General features: G+C 65.9%; 14 protein-coding genes and 3 pseudogenes. 9 read left to right on the top strand and 8 right to left on the bottom strand.

What is annotated here, in order from left to right; genetic code table 11:
* Positions 1-23: 23 nt before the first annotated feature.
* The 4 genes from AB0G20_RS10340 to AB0G20_RS10325 form a co-directional block, all read right to left on the bottom strand.
* The gene (locus AB0G20_RS10340; protein ID WP_361298808.1) at positions 24-3155 is read right to left on the bottom strand and encodes an SAV_2336 N-terminal domain-related protein; all 3132 of its coding nucleotides are present in this window, start codon (positions 3153-3155) and stop codon (positions 24-26) included.
* Positions 3148-3963: an AAA family ATPase gene (locus AB0G20_RS10335; RefSeq protein WP_361298805.1), complete on the bottom strand. Its 816-nt coding sequence runs from the start codon at positions 3961-3963 to the stop codon at positions 3148-3150. The genes AB0G20_RS10340 and AB0G20_RS10335 overlap by 8 nt, the downstream gene beginning before the upstream one ends.
* 168 nt (positions 3964-4131) lie before the next feature.
* Positions 4132-6183 carry a hypothetical protein gene (locus AB0G20_RS10330; protein WP_361298802.1) on the bottom strand — a complete coding sequence of 684 codons (2052 nt, stop codon included), beginning with the start codon at positions 6181-6183 and terminating at the stop codon, positions 4132-4134.
* A 26-nt stretch (positions 6184-6209) separates the two neighbouring features.
* Positions 6210-7175, bottom strand: a complete 966-nt coding sequence (locus tag AB0G20_RS10325) for a hypothetical protein (protein ID WP_361298799.1) — start codon at positions 7173-7175, stop codon at positions 6210-6212.
* A gap of 481 nt (positions 7176-7656) precedes the next feature.
* Here AB0G20_RS10325 and AB0G20_RS10320 point away from each other — a divergent pair, with 481 nt between their 5' ends.
* A complete protein-coding gene (locus AB0G20_RS10320; protein WP_361298796.1) occupies positions 7657-7914 on the top strand; it encodes a DDE-type integrase/transposase/recombinase in 258 nt (85 codons plus the stop codon).
* Here the strand turns inward: AB0G20_RS10320 and AB0G20_RS10315 are convergent.
* A pseudogene (locus tag AB0G20_RS10315) lies at positions 7832-8268 on the bottom strand (transposase); the annotation flags it as partial. The gene AB0G20_RS10320 and the pseudogene AB0G20_RS10315 overlap by 83 nt on opposite strands.
* A 438-nt stretch (positions 8269-8706) precedes the next feature.
* Between AB0G20_RS10315 and AB0G20_RS10310 the strand changes: the two are divergent.
* Positions 8707-9587: pseudogene (locus tag AB0G20_RS10310) on the top strand (MFS transporter); the annotation flags it as partial.
* A 56-nt stretch (positions 9588-9643) separates the two neighbouring features.
* On the opposite strand, the pseudogene AB0G20_RS10305 reads toward AB0G20_RS10310, so the two are convergent.
* Positions 9644-10165: pseudogene (locus tag AB0G20_RS10305) on the bottom strand (NAD(P)-binding domain-containing protein); the annotation flags it as partial.
* 29 nt (positions 10166-10194) lie between these two features.
* On the opposite strand from AB0G20_RS10305, the gene AB0G20_RS10300 reads away from it, so the two are divergent.
* From AB0G20_RS10300 to AB0G20_RS10290, 3 genes are read left to right on the top strand one after another with little or no spacing between them, the layout of a single operon-like run.
* Positions 10195-10509: an FAD-dependent oxidoreductase gene (locus AB0G20_RS10300; protein ID WP_361299383.1), complete on the top strand. Its 315-nt coding sequence runs from the start codon at positions 10195-10197 to the stop codon at positions 10507-10509.
* A complete protein-coding gene (locus AB0G20_RS10295; RefSeq protein ID WP_361298793.1) occupies positions 10395-11330 on the top strand; it encodes an NAD(P)-binding domain-containing protein in 936 nt (311 codons plus the stop codon). Before AB0G20_RS10300 ends, AB0G20_RS10295 begins: the two co-directional genes overlap by 115 nt.
* A gap of 50 nt (positions 11331-11380) precedes the next feature.
* Positions 11381-11755 (top strand): metalloregulator ArsR/SmtB family transcription factor, encoded by a 375-nt coding sequence (locus AB0G20_RS10290; protein WP_361298790.1) that lies wholly within the window; start codon positions 11381-11383, stop codon positions 11753-11755.
* Between the two features lie 27 nt (positions 11756-11782).
* Here AB0G20_RS10290 and AB0G20_RS10285 read toward each other — a convergent pair whose 3' ends face one another.
* A complete protein-coding gene (locus AB0G20_RS10285; RefSeq protein ID WP_361298787.1) occupies positions 11783-12415 on the bottom strand; it encodes a hypothetical protein in 633 nt (210 codons plus the stop codon).
* A gap of 402 nt (positions 12416-12817) precedes the next feature.
* On the opposite strand from AB0G20_RS10285, the gene AB0G20_RS10280 reads away from it, so the two are divergent.
* Positions 12818-13795, top strand: a complete 978-nt coding sequence (locus tag AB0G20_RS10280; protein ID WP_361298784.1) for an ArsO family NAD(P)H-dependent flavin-containing monooxygenase — start codon at positions 12818-12820, stop codon at positions 13793-13795.
* Between the two features lie 313 nt (positions 13796-14108).
* On the opposite strand, the gene AB0G20_RS10275 is transcribed toward AB0G20_RS10280, so the two are convergent.
* On the bottom strand, positions 14109-16499 hold the full coding sequence (locus AB0G20_RS10275) for a TniQ family protein (RefSeq protein WP_361298781.1): 2391 nt from the start codon (positions 16497-16499) through the stop codon (positions 14109-14111).
* Positions 16500-16898: 399 nt separating this feature from the next.
* Here AB0G20_RS10275 and AB0G20_RS10270 point away from each other — a divergent pair, with 399 nt between their 5' ends.
* From AB0G20_RS10270 to AB0G20_RS10260, 3 genes are read left to right on the top strand one after another with little or no spacing between them, the layout of a single operon-like run.
* Positions 16899-17738 carry a TnsA-like heteromeric transposase endonuclease subunit gene (locus tag AB0G20_RS10270; RefSeq protein WP_361298778.1) on the top strand — a complete coding sequence of 280 codons (840 nt, stop codon included), beginning with the start codon at positions 16899-16901 and terminating at the stop codon, positions 17736-17738.
* On the top strand, positions 17735-20113 hold the full coding sequence (locus AB0G20_RS10265; RefSeq protein WP_361298775.1) for a transposase: 2379 nt from the start codon (positions 17735-17737) through the stop codon (positions 20111-20113). The genes AB0G20_RS10270 and AB0G20_RS10265 overlap by 4 nt, the downstream gene beginning before the upstream one ends.
* On the top strand, positions 20110-21360 hold the full coding sequence (locus tag AB0G20_RS10260; RefSeq protein WP_361298772.1) for an AAA family ATPase: 1251 nt from the start codon (positions 20110-20112) through the stop codon (positions 21358-21360). The genes AB0G20_RS10265 and AB0G20_RS10260 overlap by 4 nt, the downstream gene beginning before the upstream one ends.
* Positions 21361-21395: the final 35 nt, after the last annotated feature.

The following is a 21395-nucleotide window of genomic DNA, read 5'->3' as shown; positions in this document are numbered from 1 at the left end:
CATTCGGTCCCGCGCAGCCGAACCTACGCGTGCGGGTGAAGCTCTGGGCCATTGAAACCGTGGAACTCAAGCTCGACGTTTCCTGAATCCAGTCGACCGTCGAAGACTAGTTGAGCGTCCCGCTCAATCCTTACCTCGACCACGTGGTCGTTGACTTCCCACAACAGCTCCACATCGCCTGCGTTGAAGTAGTCGCCCTTGTGCATGAATGCTTCGAGGACGAGCTGGGCCTCTACCGTCACCTGTCCAAGGACCAAGCCGTATTCGTATTCCTCCACGGTGTCCCAGACAAGCGAGTCAGTGTCCGGAGTGATGTCATCGATGGTTACCTCCGTCAGACCAGCTGGCAGTTCTATGCCGCTCAGCGTCCAAGCCCCGTTCACCTCATCCACTGACTCATCTGCAACAGTTGCACCCAGGAGCTCTTGGCAAGCTGACACCACCCTTGCGACCAGTGAGTCATGGGTGGCTCCGCCCTCGTCATAGGACCGAGATTGCTGATGCCCTGCATCGCGGGATGAGGTTTCCCCACCATAGGCGTCAAGCTGATCGGCGACAGCACGCAATAGTCCAGCGATCTTCTTGCCGGACACTGGTTCCGGGCGCATGCCCTTTGCCAGCATCTCTGTGACATTCTCCAATAGCACCGTCGCGTCCCGCGCAATCAAAGCGAGTTCTTCTGGCCTTTTACGCCGCGTCAGTGCAGAGGAGATGTCCGGAGCGGAACGACCGGGCAAGTGGAACCAGGCAGTGACTTCGCCTTGCTTGAGCTCCAGTTGGGCCGAGGAGTAACGCGCAGGCTCAATGAAGCGGCCGCCATGCCTAATCACTCCCTCATACAGGGACTGAGAAGCTACGAGCAGGAGATCGGCCTCCTCTACATCAAGCAATTGACGGGCGATCGTGGAGTCAGTAAGCCGGATGGCATGGTTAGCGGTACTAGGAGTGAACCCAAAGCCGTCGTGGCGGACGGGTCCGTCGTGCATACCCATCCGCAGTCTCAGCGGCGTGCGCAGGACACGATTCTCATTACGCAGTTCCTCGTACACGTTGACCAACCAGGGGCCGAGCAACTGAGTGGCTGGGACCTGGCCCGCCACAACTATCAGCACGCCGTCGCCATGGTCTTCCATATATACAGTGTCTTGCGGCACATCGGCGTGTTCAAATGCATCCACCAGCACCCGGTACATGCGCTCGCGCATCGCGTAAATATCAGCGGCGCTGTACTTACCAGAAAAAGCGGCGTCGACCACGATCACCAACTCGGTGCTCGTTATGTCAAGCTCCAGGGCATCGCTGGTCCCCTGCACTGTCTGCCCGCGCTGTCCGCTCCCGGGTGCCCCCGCCACTGACGTCTGGGGTCGCATCGGCCCACTGAGACGGGCTGCATTACTATCCGAGATCCTGGCAAGAAGCGAACGGAAGAGCCGCGCCAAGGTGCCGTAGATCTCCGTGGCACTTTCCGGTTCCTTGGGAGTGGCAGGGGGAGCGTCGCGTTCTATCTCGCTGGACGACTCTGCCATTCGGTCAGCCACCGGGAGGTGTCTGGCTTCGGGCAGTAGGTCCGTTGCCTCGACTCCCAGCAGTCGCGCCGTCGTGCTTGCGGCGTGCGCGATAGGCCGGATGCCGGCTGGCAGGGCTACACCGGCGTGGGGTGAGTGGAGGACAAATGGAATGCCGTGGGCAGCTTGAATGTGGCGAGCGAGGTGGTCGCTGAGGGCGAAGTGGGTGTCCCAGAGTTGGTCTCGGGTAAGCAGGCTAGTCAGGTGGGTGGCTGCTGCGGGGTGGAATTGGTAGATCGTGTCGGCCGATTCGTTGCGAGTGGCAGTGAGGAGCCCGGCGGTAAGAAACTCCGCTGTGTTGGCGAGCGTGGCATCCGGGACTAGCTGGTCGCGCAGCACGTCGAGGACGGGCAGGGTGAAGGAACCAAGCGGGCAGGCCGCTATGGCAAGGCGGACGGCAGGGGACTCACGGTCGTCCGCGAAAGCCTCGGCTCTCGCACGTAGCTGGTCGCCGGTGGGTGCAGGGTCGGTCGGGTTGGCCGACCCTGGACGGCGATGACGAAGAGGGGGCCGACCGGTTGCGGGCACGAGGACGGCCTCGCAGCCGGACGGGTCGGTGCGCATCAGAGTGCGAGCCCAGGCGAGGATCTGAGCTGGGTCGAATTGCAGCACGGGCAGTGCTTGCCATGGCTTCGTGTCCTGGGTTTCACGGAGAAGCCGTGGGCGTCGGTAAGAGAGAAGCCGGCCTGGGGAGGCGGGGACGGTTGCGGCCGCAGTGGTGTGCGGGAGGTCCAAACCGGAACGCTGCCAGAGCCGCTTGGGCAGCGGATTGATGAGAGCGACCGGAGCCTTGCGGCCCCAGGCGTGCAGAGTTCGCCACAGGGCCTCCTGCCGCCAGGCCGGTGCCGCGCAGTCGGTGACGACTAGAAGCAGACGGCGCGCCGGTTGGTTGCTGTGGGTGCCCCGGTTCAGCGGGAAGACATTGCCCTGATGGTCATGCAGGACGGGGGCCTCGCCGGGTGGATGCTCGAGGTGCCAGACGCGGACGTCACGGAAGGCGGCCAAAGCACGCAGGGTCTTGGTGAGGATGCGGACCGTCTCGTCCCAGACCGCCATGGCGGTACCACGGTCCAGGACGACGATTACCTCCAGCCACGGTTCCGGCGCGGGAGTGAGCCGGGGGATGAGTGTCCCGGTGCGGGTGTAGTGCTCGACAGTGGCGTCGACGTCGAGGCGCTGATGGACGCCGGAGAGCCAGGGACGGCGAAGGGGGCGCAGCGCACGGCCGATGTTGAGAGCGTCGGGAAGGGCAGGCGAACGGCCGACGCTGGCCCGCTTGCCTTCGATGGCATGCGCTCCGGTCTGGTCCTCGAGCCACACTGAGGCAGCGGGATCAGGGGGCTCGCCTATCGCACGCCCGCTTCCAGAGGCCCAGTTCCGTTGTGCGGAAGCGGCGCTGTCGGCCTGGCCCGGATTGTGGTGCCGTTCTGCATCGCCTGCCGCATCGGTGTACGTTCGGCTGGCCCCATCCTGGTCGGAGCGCGCCCAGGCGGAAGCAAGGATGACCGCATCGAGGAGTTCCTTGACGTCGATGTCGCCGCCTTCCGCCGAAGCGAGCCGTGCCAGGCGAGCTGCGGCGTTCTCAGCCACGTCCAAGCCCTTGCAACAGCATGTCCGTCAGGCTCCGCCGTTGGTCAGGGTCCGGAACTCGGTCGCCGCGCAGAAGGTAGACGGCGTTCAGGAGTTGGTCGATCGCAACGTACTCGCCGTCGTTCAGCTTCTTGAGGAAGTCCTGTACGAGGGCTGCAGTGGTGTTGTCCTCGATGTCGCCTAGATGGGCACCCACGATCTCTGTGAGCGTCTCCCGGGAGAGCGGTGGCATATCGAAGCGGATACAACGGCGCAGGAAGGGAGCGGGGAAGTCGCGTTCGCCGTTGCTGGTCAGCACGATGACCGGGAATTCGGTGCACTGGACCCAGCCGTGTTCGATGACTCCCTTGCCGTCTTTGTCGGCAGTGCGGGCAACGATCTTGCCATTGCGGTGCCTGGCCAGTTCGGGAATCTCGAAGCCGCCTCGCTCTAGGACGTCGAGAAGGTCGCTGGGCAGATCGAGATCACTCTTGTCGATCTCGTCGATCAGCAGTGCGCGGGGACGGTCGCTGCGGAGGAGCGCGGTGCCGAGAGGGCCAAGTTGGACGAACTCGCCGATGTCGTCCTCGTGGTCGTCGCCTTCGGTCCGGACCTTACCGTCGAGAGTGCGCAGGTTGTGGGCGTGAATCCGGCCGAGAGCGTCGTAGCGATAGAGCGCGTCGGCGAGCGTGCTGCGGGAGGTGATGTGCCAGTGGAGTACCTCGCCCAGGTGGAGTTCGGCGGCGATCTGGCGGATGACCGTGGACTTCCCGGAGCCCGCGCGGCCGGTCAGCAGCAGGGGGCGGCGCAGGTGCAGGGCGGCGTTCACCGCGTCGACGAGGCCGGGAATGGGCCGGTACGTGGTCGCGGGATCCTTGCGTGAGTCGGGCTCCTGCTGCTGGGCGGGGGCGCGCCACGGGGGCGGTGCTGGCAGTTTCGGCAGCTCGGCGCCGTCCTTCGGGGGGGGCTCCCGTGCCCCTGTAGTACGGGGTCCAGGTCATGCTTGCTCCTTCAACGCCATCTCGTCTGGTGCCATCACAACCGTCATCGCCCGTCTGCGGCAGAACGCATGCCAGTCCTTGTCATGCCAGGCGGCGCGTACGGCTGCGAGAGGTCCGAGGTCGTCATCGCTTTGGCCGGCTCCGCTCAGATGCTTCCGGTAGGCGTGCGCGATCTGCTGTGGCAGAGCCTGCCAGTGCCTTCCCACGGATTCTTGGATGACCAGCTCGTCGCTGACGTCGTTCTGCCGCGGCCAGACCAGCGCGGGTGTGTGTTCCAGGAGCTCCTGTGCCACGAAGTCCCAGTCCGATTCCGGCAGTGAGGAAAGCGCCCAAACATGTTGCCCGAAGCCGTGGTTGCTCAAATGCTCTTGCAGTCGGTCGACATTCTGCATCTGTTCGACCGGGAGCCACTTAGGACCGCAGCAGTTGCTGTCGCCCAAGGAGGCCAGCAGTTTTTCGCCTACTTGCAGCATATCGTCGACCGTGGCACCGGTGGGTGGCGTCAGAAGTCCGGACCAACGAGTTGTGACGGTGTAGTTGACAGCCAGCTTCTGCTTGCGGACGACGTGTTCTTCCGGAGGACTGTCCAACAGCACCAGGGTGGACGCTGCCACGTCGATGCGATGCAACGGCTTTTCCGCAATGTTTGCCCAAGGCATCGCCCACGCGACAGCCTCGGCCATGGCTGCCTTCACTCCTTTGTCTCCCAGCTCACAGGGGAAGCGGCGCTTGTCCAGCACCGCGCGACCGAAGAGCAGCCATGCGTCTACGCGGACTACGCTCTCGCCTCCGTCGTCGGCAAGCACCAGGACCAACCGCGGGGTCTGGTCACCGGGGGGCTGATGATTCAGCTCGCGCAGGCGGCTGTTGACCACGGCAGTGAGCTCGAGGTCCTGCGCCCAGGCGACGACGTCTGCCGGCAGCTGGTCTCGGTGTCCCGTGACGTGGGCCATGGCCGCGACTACGTGGGCCAATACGCGGTGCTGGCCCGCTGCCGTGCTCCCATGATGAGTGGCGTGCTCGATGATGTCCCGCAAGGTCCGGGGTGGTTCATGCCGCACAAAGTCCAGCGGAAGACCCGCCAGCACACCGACCAGTCGCAGGCTCTCCTCGGTCAGCACCGGGCCGAACACTTCGCGCACGACGCTCAGCGTCTTGCGGCCGGTCTCCAACTCGGCTCGCACTTCGCGTAGCCGCTGCACAGCGGTCCAGGATCCGCCGACGGCCGTCTGTTCGTTGTCTCTCAACCAGGCAGCAACCTCGTCCTCCGTGGACAACAGAAGGTTGTCGTCGACCCTACGGACGGCAGCTCTCAGAGCCATCTTTGCGATCGGTCCGAGCGAGCCGCTGAACGAGGCCGCGTGATTGTGGGCCAGCCAGAGATCATCACCGATGCGCGAGCCTCCGTCGAAGGTGCTCAGCCCCGGCTGCTGACCAGGAATCCGCTCGTCCAGTCGCTTTATCAAGTCGCCGTCAAGCTTCAGGAAGTCCCCGGCGCCGGGCTGGCCTTCTTCGATGAGGCGGGTGAGTTCCGTGCTCAGCCGCATGTCGAACGCCGGCTCGTGCGCCGTGGCTGCAAAGAGGAGGGAGAATCGGACATTGCCTTGTTGCCGACCCGCGACGACATCCGCAGTTGGCGGCATCGCGCCGCCGGACAGGCAGGTATCGACAATGGCAACCAGCCCATTCAGCCCGTGGTGGTTGAGCGTGTCGCCCAGCAGGGAGGGGACGCTCACGTTCAGGAGCGGCGAGTCGTTCCTCTTGCCCGACGTGACGAAGTGCAGCGCAGCGCCTTGAGCGCCTTCCCCGTGCCCGAGCAGCGCGAGTATGAGCGTGCCGCCGTCACGTCGTGCCCGTTGAGCGGCCTTCTCCACGGCGGTCTCGACCTGGCTCTTTCCTAGGCCTGTACCGATAAGTAGGGAGTCGTCGCCACGGTTGACGCAGCCTCCCAGTTTGGGGTCCACCAGCACCGCGTGGAGACCACGGGCAGCGTCCTCCAGCCCTTCTAGCCTTGCACCGCCTTCGCACTGGGCGCCTACCACCAGCACGTGTCGCGGTGGATTCGTAGCGGCGGTCACGACCTGAGGGCTTCGATCACCGGACGGGCCACAGACCCGTGCTCCAGGTACTTCGTCGCGGTGTGCGTCCACAGCCCACGAGAATCAACGCGCTCCGTCACAGCCTTGACGCCGCTCTTGCTCGGGCCGATCCAATTGGCCAGGTGCGGGCGCCCCACCACGACGTCATCGCGATCCCAGAAGTTGAGCCAAGAAGCGACGTTGGCCGGGCAGGACGCCGGGCGCGGCACCAGCCGGTCCAGCACCACCGCGCCCAGAGCCAGAGGGGAACCCACGGTGATCCAGACAGGCACCGCTCCCTCGTACTCATACAGCGCCTCGTAGGCAACGACCGTGCCCAGGCTGTGCGAGACCACTACGAGAGGCCGCGAAGGGTCCAACCCTTCGAGGACCCGTGCACGGACAGCCGCGCCGAGCTCCCCCTTCTTGGCACAACGGTCCAGATAGCGGCCCACCTGGGCGAGCTGAGACAGGACCGCCCAGCCGTTCATCCACTGTGCCGCCTGACGCACCCCCGGCAAGCGGAGCATCGTCGTCGTAACACCGACCAGCCCACGGAAGCCCTCTCCCACACCCTGAGAGTGGCGTCCTTGGATGGCAGCATCGAGCTGGTACCGCGCGTCAGAGATGACCCGCGCATCCTGCGGGCTACTCTCGGCCGGGAACTGCTCGGCAAGTTCCTCCAGCATCGCGTCAAGTAGCCCTGCGAGAAAAGGAACCTCATCCTCCTCAAGCTCTCCAGCTGCGTCGCCCTGCGCTCCCCGGCGGTTGAACAAGTCGCTGTAGTTGGCGAACGTGACATCCGCCAGCCAGCCCTGGATCAGTCCGGAGATCGCATCAGCCATCCCGGCGTCCCGCGCTCCCGCGGCCAGCGCCTCTAGCCACTCGCGGCGGTCAGTAGCGGTGTCACGAAGGCCGCCGATGCCATGTACGAACAACAGTTGAGGCTTCCCCCTGGTCATGACGCCCTTCCCCTTCCCCCGGAGAGAACATTCTGCTGGATCCGGATTCTGCCGGGCAGCCGGATCGCAATTTTTGGCCGGAGACATCCAGGTGAACCGCTCCAGGTTCGGTAGAGGGCGGGGAGTGCCCCGAGTGGGTGGAGCCGAGTCACTTGGTTTCACGCTACCGGTGGCGTACCCAGTTCGTACTCCACCGGGCTGAGCATGCCCAGCGCGGAGTGCCTGCGCTGCCGTGTGGCCCGGTCATTGCGCGACACTGAGCTGACCGCCGAGATGCCGCGGGTCACCAGGCCAATTACGTTGTCTACGGGGCACGCAAGGTTTGGCCCAGCTCCGGCACGAGGGCATACCGGTGTGGCCCGCTGCACGGTCGAGCGCCTGATGCGGGGCGAGGCCGGAGCGGTACGGGGCCGCAAGATCCGGACCACCCTGCCTGGCAAGGACGGCCAACGCGCGGGCGACCTGGTCAATCGCGACTTCCGTGCGGCTGGCCCGGACCGACTGGGTGGCGGACTTCACCTACGTGCCCTGCTGGGTCGGCACCGTCTACGTCGTGTTCTGCGTCGATGCCTTCTCCCGGCGGATCCTGGTCTGGACGGCATTGATGAGCGTGAGCGGCACGGATCTTTGTCAGTGCCTTCGCCGAGCAGGGCGTCGGGACGGCGGCGCGGGCGGCCCCGCATGCCTGCGACAGCCGGGATGCCGTCGACCAGGGCCAGGGTCTGGGTCACGTCGTTGACATCGGCCGCGGTGGTGATGACCTTGAACGGGGTGCCCTTCCCGTCGCAGATCATGTGGTGTTTACCGCCCGTCTTCCCGCGGTCGACCGGTGGCGGGCCGGTGGCCTCGCCCCTCTTTTCGCGCGGATGTGGGAGGCATCCACGCATGCCCGGCTCCAGTCGAGTTCGTCGGCCGCGTGCAGCCCGGCCAGCAGGAGACGGTACAGCTTGTCGAAGACGCCAGTCTCGTGCCACCGGCCCAGCCGGCGCCAGCAGGTCTGCCCGGAGCCAAACCCCAGCTCCAGCGGCAGCAGTTGCCAGCTGATGTCGTTGTAGAGCACGTACAGGACGCCCTGCAGGCACAGCCGGTCATCTCAGCCCCAGCCGTATCGGCAACATAGCCCGCGCCGCCCTTGCCCTCAACCTCCACTGAAATGATCTTCACTGAGAAAACCTCACTCGAACGCGTGATTCCAGAACGGGCGAGGCGATCGATGTCGACCGGGTCTGACGCCCGATGAGTTGGTGGGGCGACTGCCGCGTCCCGGCCATCTCGCGAGCACATGCGGTCCACCTGCTGTGGCAACCCCACCTCAGTCGGCCTCTCCGCGCCGTTCGGCGACGCGAGCCTGATCCGGCTTGGCCAGGACCGGGTCCTCTGGCCCCAATGAACCGCTCCAGCCACGTGATCGTGGGCAGCTCAGTTCCGGTCAGTGCTCTGCGCGCAGGCAAGCCGTTGTATCAGTCTGCGACAAAGGGACCTCCAGATCGCATCGGGCAGCGATCTGCACTGCCGGCGGCTGCTGCGGCTCGTGACCACTCCCAGCACACGCCAGCTCGGGGCCGCGACCGGATCGAGGGACCGGTCGCGGCCCCGCGCCGCCCTGCCCGCGCTCTGCCTGACGCAGATCGCCAGTTGGGGCATCGTCTACTACGCCTTCCCCCGTCCTGAACTCCGCGATCACGCACGCGACCGGCTGGCCCGCGGGCGCCACCACCGCGGCCTTCTCCCTCGCCCTCGTCATCTCCGCGCTCGCCGGAATCCGCATCGCCCACATCCTGGACCGCTGCGGCCCGCGCATGGTCCTGACCACCGGATAGGTGCCCGGCACGATGAGCCTGCTGATCGTGGCAGCGGCCCCCAACCTCCCAGTGTTCTTCGCCGGTTGGATGCCGGCCGGACTGGCCATGGCCTCCACCTTCTACCAACCCCTCCTTCGCCGCCCTCACCCGCTGGTGGGCCCCCGACCACGTCCGCGCCCTGACCGTCGTCACCCTCGCCGGTGGGCTCGCCTCCGCCGTCTTCGCGCCCCTGACCGCCCTCCTCGCCAACCACCTGTCCTGGCGTTCCACCTATCTCACCCTCGCCGACCTGCTCGCCGTCCTCACCATCCCCGCCCACGCACTAGCCCTGCGCGCACCCTGGCCCGCCGCCCCGCCTGCACCCGTCCACACGGCTCAGAGCGCCACGGCCCTGGCGCGAAGCCGGCCCTTCTGGCTCCTGGCCACCGCCTTCACCTTGTCCGCGTTCGCGATGTACGCCGTAGTCGTAGCCCTCGTCCCGCTGCTCCTCGAACGCGGCTACTCAACCGCCCAGGCAGCCTGGGTCCTCGGCATCGGCGGCGCCGGACAAACTCTCGGCCGCACCCTGTACACCGCCCTCGCCCGCCGCACCACCGCCACCACCCGCACCGCGGCGCTCGTTGCGCTGGTACGACACAGCGAGTGGCAACCCAGCCGCGCGGTCGTCTCGCCCAGGGCCGGGAGGCCGCTGCCGCCGGCCGGGCTCGGTGTGGTCCAGGTGCCGGAGGCGTCGATCACCGCTCGGGCGAAGAGGTGCTCCTCAGTGCCGTCGGCCTTCCTGAGGTGCACGACGAAGGGCTGGGCCTCCCGGTCGGCGTCGACGATACGGTCGCGGCCGGCGCGGGAGACGCCGGTGACGGTGACGCCCACGCGGACTCGCTCACCCAGGACGTCGGCGAGCGGCTGCAGGTACTGCTCGGCCCAGTCGCCGCCCGAGGGGTAAGTCGCGGGGTCCGGCTTGGTCCAGCCGGTGGGGGCGAGGAGCTTCTCCGCCGCGGGGTCGGTGACTTCTCCCCAGGTGGAGAACAGCCGCACGTGCGCCCACTCGCGCACCGCCGCCCCGGCAGCCGGTCCGGCCTCCAGGCCCAGGGGCTCGATGCCGTGGTCGATCAGGTCGGCGGCTGCGGCCAGGCCGGTGGGACCGGCCCCGATCACGACGACGGGCAGGTCGGTGGTGGGCGCGTTCACGGCGTCCTTGTGTGTTTCGACGTCTGTCGATGGCTTGCGCAGCCAGCATCCCGCCTGATTCGATAAGCGTCAATGTAGACATTCGCCGAACCAGTGGGGGGTTGTTCATGGAGCACATAGACGTGGCGGTGATCGGCGGCGGCCAGTCGGGGTTGGCCACGGCGCATGCCCTGCTGCGGGAAGGCCTGCGGCCGGTCGTCCTGGAGGCATCCGAAAGGTCCGTCGGATCATGGCCCGCTACTACGACAGCCTCACGCTCTTCTCACCCGCGCGCTACAGCTCACTGCCCGGGATGCCGTTCCCCGACGGTGACTCGGACCGCTATCCGCACCGGGACGAGGTGATCACCTATATCACCGCCTACGCCGCCGGCCTGGACGCCGACGCCCGCACCCGCAGCCGTGTCACCGCGGTACGGACGGACGGCTCGGGATTCGCCGTGGACTTGGAGGGCGGTGGCCGTCTGGCGGCCCAAGCCGTGGTCGCGGCGTCCGGGACCTTCGGTCGCCCGCACCGGCCGACGCTGCCAGGCCTGGAGCAGTTCACGGGTACGGTGTTGCACTCCGCCGACTACCGGCGCCCCGAGCCCTTCGCCGGTCAGCGGGTGGTCGTGGTGGGCGCCGGGAACTCCGCCGTGCAGATCGCCGCCGAACTCGCCGCGGTGACACGGGTGACGCTGGCGAGCCGCCATCCGGTGAAGTTCACACCCCAGCGCATCCTTGGCCGCGACCTGCACTTCTGGTTGAAGCGGACCGGTCTCGACACCGCGCCGCTCGGTCGCCTGCTGCGGACCCCGCCGACCCAGCTGGTCATCGACGACGGCCGCTACCGTGCCGCGGTCGAGGCTGGAGCGCCGGACCGGCGGGAGCTGTTCCCCACCATCGAGGGCAGCAAGGTGATCTGGGCCGACGAGAGCGCCGAGGAGGTGGACACGATCCTGCTCGCCACCGGCTACCGGCCCGACCTGCCCTATCTGGCACACCTCGGAACCCTCGACGGCACGGGCCATCCGCTCCATAGCGACGGCGCATCCTCCGCACATCCGGGGTTGGCCTTCGTAGGGCTGGAGTGGCAGCGCAGCCTGTCCTCCAACTCCCTGCGAGGTGTGGGCCGGGACGCCATCCGTGCCGCTCGGCGCCTGGCCGCGCACCTGTCCCGTTCCTGATGCCACTCGCACTCCCTCCGAGCTGGTTCGACATGTGTCAACATAGACGCATGTCGAATGCCAGGGTGTTGCCGCTGCTGGAACCTGCCGCTGACGAAGCGGTGGCTCCGTGCTGCCCACCGCTCACCGAGCGCCCCTTCACCGCGGAGGAGGCCGATACGGCCGCGCGGATGTTCAAGGCGCTCGGCGACCCGGTACGGCTGCGGCTGTTCTCCGCGGTCGCCTCGCACGAGGGCGGCGAGGCGTGCGTGTGTGACATCTCCGACGTCGGCGTCTCCCAGCCGACCGTCTCCCACCACCTGAAGAAGCTCAAGGAGGCCGGGCTGCTCACCTCCGAGCGGCGCGGCACGTGGGTGTACTACCGGGTCGAGCCGTCCGTCCTCGGCGCGATGGGCAAGCTCCTGGCGACTGCGGAGGCGGCCTGACGGCCCCTGGTGACGGACCTCTGGAGATCAGTACTGCGCTGGGGTCGCACAGGTAGCCGCGCGCTTCGCAGCAGGGCCCCCGGAAATATCACCTTGCCAACCATCGAATCGCGGAATGTCACGAATGGTCTTGACGTCAAGGCGATTCAGTTTGTTATGACGGCGATTCCAACCCTTTCCGTCACGGTCATAGAAATGCGCGGCCTGAACGCGTGGCCTTACCTCCGAGGAGAATGCTGTCTCCCATCGGCGACCATTCGATCCAGTCACAGAGGCGACCTGTTTGAACTGCTTCTTGTCGTAAACGGCCTCACTGCACGGAGCTAAGTCGCCAATTGCCAGTGTGTATCTGACCTCCGCCAGTGGCTGGATCTTGGTCGGGGGGTCCTGGATGGCGTGGGGCACGACGACCCAAGCGGCTACGTTCGTGACCGGGTCTGGAGACCGGTTCATGACGTGGACTCGCCACTTATCGCCCTGCACGGCCACCCAGTAGCTGACAAGCATGGCTTGTGCTCGTTCCCGCCGCTCGGAATCTTCCTTCGACTGGCTGAGCTGATCGGCGGACACCTGCCATTGGAAGTAGGTCGCCACGCCGTTGAATGATGTTGCAGCACCCGTGAGCAGCAATCCGCCAACACCCACGATGACGGCGCTCATGGTGCCAAGCCTGTTCCAGTCCACGCCATCACGTCGCAGCCAACGGCGACGAGGTTCCGCTTCCTCACGCGCCCTGGTCCTCTCTCGAACCGGCCGCTGCAAAGTTGGCGACGTTCCCCGGCGTGCCCCTGGCCGCTGCCTGGCCAGCCTCTGCCTCGTCTGTCGATCAGCCCTGCTTGGCAATGGACTCCCCCCAACTGCAGGTACGCGTTCCTAGCTTGCCTCGACTCCGGTCGAGACAACTGGCGTGTGCTGCAGATCGGTTCGAGCAGGTGGCATCACCCCGCGAGATGCACTCGGCCGCCATCCGTGCCATGGGACCCGAAGCGGCCGCCACGCCGCCCGGGATCGGGCATCCTCGGCTTGTCGCCGAGGTGGTCACGGACGGCGGGGCGGCTTGCTGTGGCTGACGAGCTCGACGCCCAGGCCGAGCTGGGCGGTGCCTGGCAATATGCCTGGGACTCGCTGCACCTGTTCTCCCCAGCCGCTTACTCGTCCCTGCCGGGGCGGCTGATGCCGCCGCAGCCGGGCGAGGAGTACCCGGACGCCGAGCACGTGGTCGCCTACCTGCGCGATGACGAGAAGCGTTACGAGCTACCAGTGAAGCGGCCGGTGGGGCTGCAGGGTGTGCGCCGGGACGGCCCGGTGCTGCGCGTGGAGACAGACTCCGGCACCTGGCGCGCCCGAGCAGTGATCAGCGCAACCGGCACCTGGTGGCGGCCCTTCCTCCCCGCCGTACCCGGACGCTCGGCGTTCGAAGGCCGCCACCTGCACACCGTCGACTACCGGCGACCGCAGGACTTCACAGGCCGACGGGTGATCGTGGTCGGCGGCGGCAACTCCGGTGCCCAGATCGCCGCTGACCTCGCCCACGACACCCAGCTGACCTGGGTCACCCAGCCCCCCCGCTTCCTGGCCGACGACATCGACGGCCGGGCCCTGTTCGACACCGCCACCGCTCGCCGCCGCGCCCTCGACGCCGGCCGCACCTACACCGGCGGCGTGGCCTCCCTCGGCGACATCGTCGCCGTCCCGCCCGTACGCGAAGCCCGTGACCGCGGCCTGCTCAAGGCCAGCCCTATGTTCGTACGCCTCGACCGCGACGGAGTCGCCTGGGCGGACGGCACGCGGAGGCCGGCGGACGCTGTCATCTGGTGCACCGGCTTCCGTCCGGCTCTCTCGCACCTGGCACCCCTGGGCCTTCGCGGCCCTCGCGGCCACATCGCCACCGCGGGCACGCGAGCTGTGGACGAACCGCGCCTGCACCTGCTCGGTTACGGCGACTGGACCGGTCCCGCCTCCGCCACCCTCATCGGCGTCGGACGGCCTGCCCGCGACGCGGCCCGCGAGATCGCCGAATTCCTCAAAGACAGAGGCTGATTCAGGCGTCGTCAGCTCGAGCGGTCCCCTGATCGGCAATGCAAGTGGCCCGGCCACCTACTTCGGGATGAGATGAGCACGGCCGAGGGTGCTTCGACCTACGCGACAGACCTGGCGAACTCGATGGGGCGTGTCTGTTTCAACGTGCAGCAGAACCAGCTCGTGCCCTGAACAGGGCGACCAATCGTCGGTAGCCGATGTAGCCGGAGGCGATATCAACGAAGCCGAGAAATTGTTCGGCCTGCCAGGACACCGTTCTCTCGACCACCCAGCGGTGCCAGCCGAGCTGATTTCTGGATCATTCTTGCAGAAATTAGACGATTCGGCGCCGTTTGTGCTCTCTCTTGCCTGCTCGCGTGCTGACGGCGTCGATGGCGTGTCGCGACCAGTCCAGGTCACCCTGGCTTCCAGTCCCGTCACGAAGTAGTTGACACAGTTCCGTCCACACATGGGCTTCGGACCACTCGATGAACCTCTGGAGGGCGGTTTGGCCCGAGATTCCGAATCCCGATGGGAGTAGTGGCCACGCGCACCCTGAGGTCGAAGCGAACACAATCGCGGCCAGGGCCTCTCGGTTGCCGATGCGTCGGGATGTCGCCTTGCCTGCCTGGTCAGATGGCGTCGGGACTACGCGTTGGAACAGCTCCCACAGACGGTCCGGCGCCATCTGCCCTACAGGGTCTTTCAACTCGCGAACTGTACGGTTCAGTGTTGCGACACGTGACGTCGCATCGAGATTGATCTGTGGTCTCTCCTCTTGGATGACACCAGCGGCTACAGCTTCTTCGTCACGGATTACCTCACCCACTGAGACCGCCGGTTCACGGTTCTGGTCACAAGAAGTCGCGAGGCGTTCGGCATACAAGTGAAGCCGTCGACGCAACCGCAGGATCGGTCCTCTCGCCCCATTGCCCATCCGGTACAGGAGTGCACAGAGCGCCCGCCTATCCTCGCCAGATTCTCGAAGGTCGAGCACTACCGGACTGTGCATGCGCTCTCCTTCAGTTACTTCAGCCCAGACTAGGGCCGAGCCCATTGTCGGGTCCGCCTGCTCCCTTAGTCTCTCCAGTCCAGGGAGACCATCAATCATGGTGAGCCAGTCGTCCAGCGGCAGACGCCATAAAGTTAAGCATCTGCGCCTGTTGGCATAGTCGATACGTTGAGATGTCGTGTCCAGACATTTCGCGATCTGTTCGACAGCCTCTTCGAAAGCTGGCCAAAGGCAGAGCGCCTGCAGTTGGCGCCCGAGGTGTTTGAGGGTACTTCGAGCAAGATCCGGCTGCATTCCCAGCGCTGGTGCGCAGTCGTCCCAAGTGGCGCCTGACTTCAGTTCGGCAAGCCGCAGCGATGCAGCCCGCCGGAGGTGCCGTTCGATCGTGGTGGTAAAGCGCGGCAGGCGCTCGACAAGTTCGGCAAAGTGCTGATCGAACCATGCTAGAGGCAGGAATGACGGAATTTCTTCGACTCGGAAGTAGTGTTGAGTCGAGAGCCCGGCCCGCAACTCGACCCGAACAGGCATCCTATGGATGCGCCACGTGGTGGCCCGGGCCAGAGCCGGTGAGATGTCGGTGCTTCTACAGATACCGCCGGCGTAGCTCCTTGCCCGGCGGTATGCCTCCCGAGCCAAGGGCTGTACGCGAGGTCGTAGCGTGAGGAGTTCACGATTTCCCAGCGCCACATCGGCTGCTGCGAGGAGAGCTCCACACAGGGCGGCGTCACTGGGGGCGATTTTCGTTCCTCGATTATCCGCCGCCTTTTGCCGCTGGTTCTGTTGCCGGGCGGTGATCTGCGCAAGCAAAGGTTCCACGTACGCTTGGACGAGGCCTTGCAGGCGGGCGGATGGAAGGAATTCAGCACCCAGAGGCCACGTCAGCTTGATCAGATGGGCAGTTGCGATCAAGTCCGAGAAATAGTACCCGTCAGGCCGGACGCCCCCATCCCGGGATTGGGCCTGTGGCGAGAGGTACTCCAAGATGCGCAGTTGCAGGGCAAGGAGATGATCCAGATCGCTGTCTGGCAGAGCGCTGTCAGGATCTTGGCTCACGCGGTCAAGTCGCATTCCGCACGCCACACTGTGGGCGGGCTTGGCGCAGTGGAGCGGATTATCCCTCCTACGAGCAAGAGCGTTACGGCACTGCAAGGGGTGCAGTCCGGCCAGTCCAGAATTGTTGATCAAGCTGTTCCGCTTACGACCCACACCCTCGAGCGGTTGACAACAGGCCGGACAGAGGTGTTCCAGCAGACGCCGATGCTGCACACAGGCGAAGATTACTGGAAGATGCCACACCAACTGCCAAGCTCCCCCCAAGGCTTCTTCGACGGCTGTGCCGTCGCCTCGCAGGCAGTCGGGGCAGTACCGATTGGAGCCAGCAACAGCCCAATTGACTGCGGCACTGTTGCCGATCGTTCTGCTGTCCGTCCGGATCTTTCTGAGCGGCGGATACGTCTGAGTGAATCTCCTCAAGGTCAAAGCATCGGCTTCGCGCTTTGCCAGGCGCGCGGTCAAGGCGAATTCCCGGATCACCTCTTCAGGCATGGCTCGAAGATACGCGTGGGCGATCCGACGCTGTCGCGACGCCAGGCCGACCAGCTCAGCGACCCGGGCGGGAGAGCGCTCAAGCCGGTATGCGGTGCGAAGCAGGAATCCGGGCAGCGACTCCCCTATCAGTGGCGTGAGACTACGCGAAAGCTGTTGGGGCGCCATGCTGCTAGTCCCTCCGTCCTGGCCTGGACACCAGGTCTGCTGATGACTCGACCTCGCCGGCATTCCGGCAACGCCCAAGTGCAGTTTCCTCCGCGGAGCGCTCGCCCGGATGTGCCGCAGTGCTGCGGCACATCCTCGACGGCCCAGGTCGCGACTTCGTACCGCGCCATCCGAGCCCAACAGTTCAGCTCGCCTGCCGTCGCGGAAGGGAAACGGTAAGACATTCACTCAATCGCGTGACTCCCGAACAGAGTGGCTGCCTCAGGTCGCGAGGTACGTCGTACCGTCATGACGCTCTAAGCGCACGGACCAATGGGGCGATGTCGGTGAAGTCGGTCAGGGGAGTCGCAGCAGGTGAACTCGACAAAGCCGGAGCACGGTTGGTCCTGCCGATCGTCAGTGCGCACCTCCGACGCCGCATGGTCCGACGCGTGCCGTCTTGAGGATCTTGCAATTCTGGATGCCGGGTTCACGGACCACGTGCAGTCGCTGGATCTCGACGAGAACTGGCCCGTGCGCTGGACCACGATGTGGAAGCTCGGCCGAAGCACTGTGACTGGCCCAGTGCGCGACCTGGACAAGGTCGACATCGGGCGGAGCGTTCCTGTGCGCCGCTTCATGTGGCGCACGGACCAGTTCCACCGGCCGGGGCTCGAGTACCTGAGGGCGACGGACCGCCACCATGGCTTTGAGAGCCATGAGGAAGAGTGTCTGCTGCTGGTCGCCGACTTCGCCGCCGGGCTCCTGGAGGCCTTGTCTCAGCCGTTCCGGCTGCGGTTCATCGCCGAGGGGAGGAAGATCGAGCACACGCCGGACTTCCTGTTGGTGACTGACTCCGGGCCCTTCCTGATCGATGTACGACCGGCCGGCCGGGTCAATGCGGAAGACGCTCTAAAGTTTGCCGCCTCGGCGGAAGTCGCCTTGTCAGCGGGTTGGCGGTATGGCGTCGTAGTGGGGTGGCGCCAGCATGTGCTGACCAACGTGGACGCCCTGTCGGCGGAGCGGCGCCCGTTGCCAGATGTGTTTGGAATCCAAGCCCAATTGCAGGAGACCGCAGCTCACGGGCCTCTGCCGTACGGAGAGTTGGTCGAGCGCTGCTGCCTACCGGCGGTCGGCCGGGCGCACGCGATCCACCTGCTGTGGAGTCGGAATCTTGGCATGGATCTCTCCATGCCGTTCGGGGACGCAAGCCTGATCCGGCTGGCTCCGCGGCAACAACGCCGGAGGCTTGAGCGGTGAGCACCGCAGTGGAGGCCATGTGGAACCTGGAACCGGGCGCAGAGCTGATCGTCAGCGGCGCCGCGTGGCGGATCCAGTCCTGTCTGCCCCACCTGGGTCGGGTTTCGCTCGTCGGTGACGACGGTGAGTCATGGAAGACCTCAGTAAGCGAACTGATCCATCGTCCGGACTGCCGCCCTTCGACTCGGACCCGCACAGATCTGCCGGCCGCTGACCGGGGTCGCCAACCGAAGTCGATGGACGACCTGAATCCGGTGGAGCGCACCATCGTCATGCTCCGGCTGGAGCACCTGTGCGAGGTCGAGACCGGCTACCGGAGTGGCGACCCGCTTGCCGCGCTGCCGCATGAACCACGCCCGCAGTACGACCCGGACACCACGACACTTACCCAGCGTCGGCTCTCGAAAGTACAGGAACTACGCCGAGCCGCTGCTGAAGCACCCACACAGGCGAAGGCCAACGGCCTGCACCGGGTGAGTCTGCGGACGCTGGTGCGCTGGGATACCGGACGGGGCAAGTACGGGCCCGTAGGCGTGGCAGATGACCGATGGTTGCGGGAGGCGACCGGCCACCAGATCTCGCCCGAACTGCGCGAGGCCCTGTACGCGGTGTACGCCGAGGCACAGCACCGCTCGAAACTGACCATGCGGGAGAAAGAACGCCTCATCCACCAGTACATACGCGAGGTGTTCGGCTCGGCGGATGACAAGCCCGCTGACGTTCAGCACGTGGAGATCCCCGGCTACGACACCCTGCGCACCATCTGGAGAGAATGGTTCGGCTCGAACGGGGCTCGGCAGCGTTATGCGCGCTCGGCGGCGAAGGCGAAGGGGTACGCGACGGGCCGGCACGTCGTCGTGCACCGGCCCGGACAGGTGGTGGCCCTGGACACCACGGTGCTGCCGGTCAAGGTCCTGGAGAACGTGTTCGGCGATCCGGTGTCGGTGTACCTGACGCTGGCTTTGGATGTCTACACGCGCTCGATCGTCGCGTTCCGGCTCAGTCTCGTCTCCGACACCTCGATGGACGTGGCGATGGTGCTACGGGACATGATGATGCCGCTGCCGATGCGTCCGGACTGGGGCGAGGACATGGAGTGGGCCTACCCCGGTGTCCCCGGCACTGTGGTCGCGGACTTCGCCGGGCATGAGGTGGCGGGGCTTCCGTTCTTCGCCCCCGAGACTGTCACCACCGACCACGGCGCCGTCTACCGCAACCATCATTTGGTCGAAGTGCAGCGGGTCATCAAAGCGAACATCAAGCCCAGTCGCGTGCTACGGCCCACCGACAAGTGGTCCGTGGAGCGGACGTTCGGCGCCATCCAGTCACTGGTGTTCGGCATCCTGCCCGGCTATCAGGGCGTGGACACCGCCGACCGCGGCGTAGACCCGGAGGCCGACGCCTGCCTGACGATGGCGGAGATGGAACATCTCATCGCCACGTGGATCGTGAAGGTCTGGCAGAACCGGCGCTTCGACTCGTACGCGCCGAGCTGGGACCCAGGCGGCGCTCACAGTCCCAACAGCCTGTTCGCCACCGCCATGGCCCAGGGCGGCTTCGCACTGCGGATTCCGTCTGCCGAGCTGTACTACCAGTTGCTGCCGCGGCACAAAGTCGTGATCCACGGCAAGCGCGGCGTGAAGATCAAAAACCTCTGGTACGACGGCGCCGCCCTGGATCCCTACCGCGGCGAGCTCTCACGTCGCGGTGGGCGGCACAAGAACAGATACGTCATCCACCGTGACCCGCGCGATCCGTGCTTCGTGTTCTTCCAGGACCCCCGCACGCACGACTGGCACACTCTGCGCTGGACGGGGCTGCCCGACGAGGGCAAGGTGCCGGCTTTCAGCGACGCCCGGGTACGCGAAGCCATGCGGGAGCTGCGCCGACGGGGCCTCGCGCCCAAGGCGGATACCGAACTACTCCCCGTGCTACTGGAGTTGATCGGGAAAAATGTCCCGGTCGACCAATGGCCGACGCAGTTGTCGAAGAAAGAGCGCACCGAGCATGCACGTGAGGTGGCTCAGGCAGCCGCGGCAGCAGCCGACCGCCCCACAGGCGCCACAGCCAAGAAGAAAGCCAAGCAGGAAGCGACGCCTTCACCCGTCGTCGCCGTTCCGACAGCTCGAGCCGGCTCCGGCGACGGCAAGGTCGTCCCCCTGCGCTGGAGGGAGCGCGCTCAGCAGGGCGAGGACGCGGTGACCCGCGAACGCCGACGCCGCCGGGAGGTCGCCGTGCCCGAGCAGCCGGCGCCGCCCCAGGACCTGTCCGAACGGCTACGTGCCTCAAGTTTCATGGCCCTGCCTGATGACGACTTCGACGATGACGAACCTGACCAGCCGGCCGCCAGGACCGAGGAAGAGGCCAGCCAGTGAGCCCCGAATGCAGCAATCCTTCCTTCCTGCCCGGACCCCCGCTGGATCGCACCACCTGGGAAGGCTGGCAGCGCTGGTGCGAGACCCGCAAGGACTTCGTTCCCGCTCCCGTGCTCACAGCAGAGGAGTTTGCTCGCTTGTCACGACGCCAGCAGCGCCTCTACAACCTGTACCGGATCGCCACGCATAGCAGCCTGCCAATCGAGGCCACCCCGATGAGCGAGAGAGTTGCCAACGCGGTACGAGCCAGGGTCGAGGAAGGCGCCTTCAGCCACAAGGCCGGCACGCGGGGCGGGATCATGGTCAATGGGGACGGCGCCCAGGGCAAGACGGAAACAGTGTGCGAGGCGATGGCGCTCTTCATGGAGGAGTGGCTGCACTTGCACAACTACATGAACCCGGATGCGATGCCCGGCACTCGCGATCTGGTCGCACCGGTCGCCTACGTACGCTGCCCAGTGAAGGCCACGCCCATCTCCACCTGTCAGCGCATCCTCGACTTCTACGGCGAGGACTACAAGGGCATGCGGCTCGAGGATCTGATCCGCACCGTCAAAACCGCGATCGTCGAGCACGCCACGAAGGCGCTTGTGATCGACGACATCACCCGCCTCAAGCTCCATCGAGAAGCCGATCAGGACGTCCTGGACTTGATCCGCGAGATGATGAGCATGCCCGTCACGCTCGTGCTCGTCGGCGTCGGCATCCCCACTTCAGGGCTGTTGCGTGAGGGCAGTCGTGATCCGAAGACGGGTGAGTGGATCTATCCGCCGGTGAGGGACCGCGGCCGCAGTCCTAACGACCACGCCGCCAGTCAGCACGAGCGCCGCTTCCAGGTGGTCGATCTGGGTCCTTTTCGGTACGGCACAGCGAAGGAGATGAAGGCCTGGATTACCCATCTGCGCGGACTGGAGGGCCACATGCGGCTCCTGGTGGACACCAAAGGCATGCTCACCGACGGCGACATGCCGGAGTACCTGTTCCGCCGCACCGGAGGCATCGTAGGAGTACTGGAGAAGCTCATCCAGCGCGGACTACGTCTCGCCATTGAGGACGGCAGCGAGCGGCTGACGAAAGGCCTTCTCGACCAAATCACCGTCACCCCCGGCGATATGCCCGACCTCGACGCCTCATCCGGCGAACAGCCCACTATCCCGCCGCACGAAGCAACGGCGAAGAAGAAGCCCAAGAGCCGCAACACCGTGTTTGACGACATTGGTCCGGTAGCCACCGGGTCGGCGGGGTGAACCGGATGGAGAGCCGGGCACTAGCCCGCAGCCTG

The organism is Streptomyces sp. NPDC024017, from assembly GCF_040638895.1.
Lineage (GTDB): Bacteria > Actinomycetota > Actinomycetes > Streptomycetales > Streptomycetaceae > Streptomyces.
The sequence above is the reverse complement of the archived record's forward strand: the minus strand, read 5'-3'. Positions and strand labels throughout refer to the sequence as shown.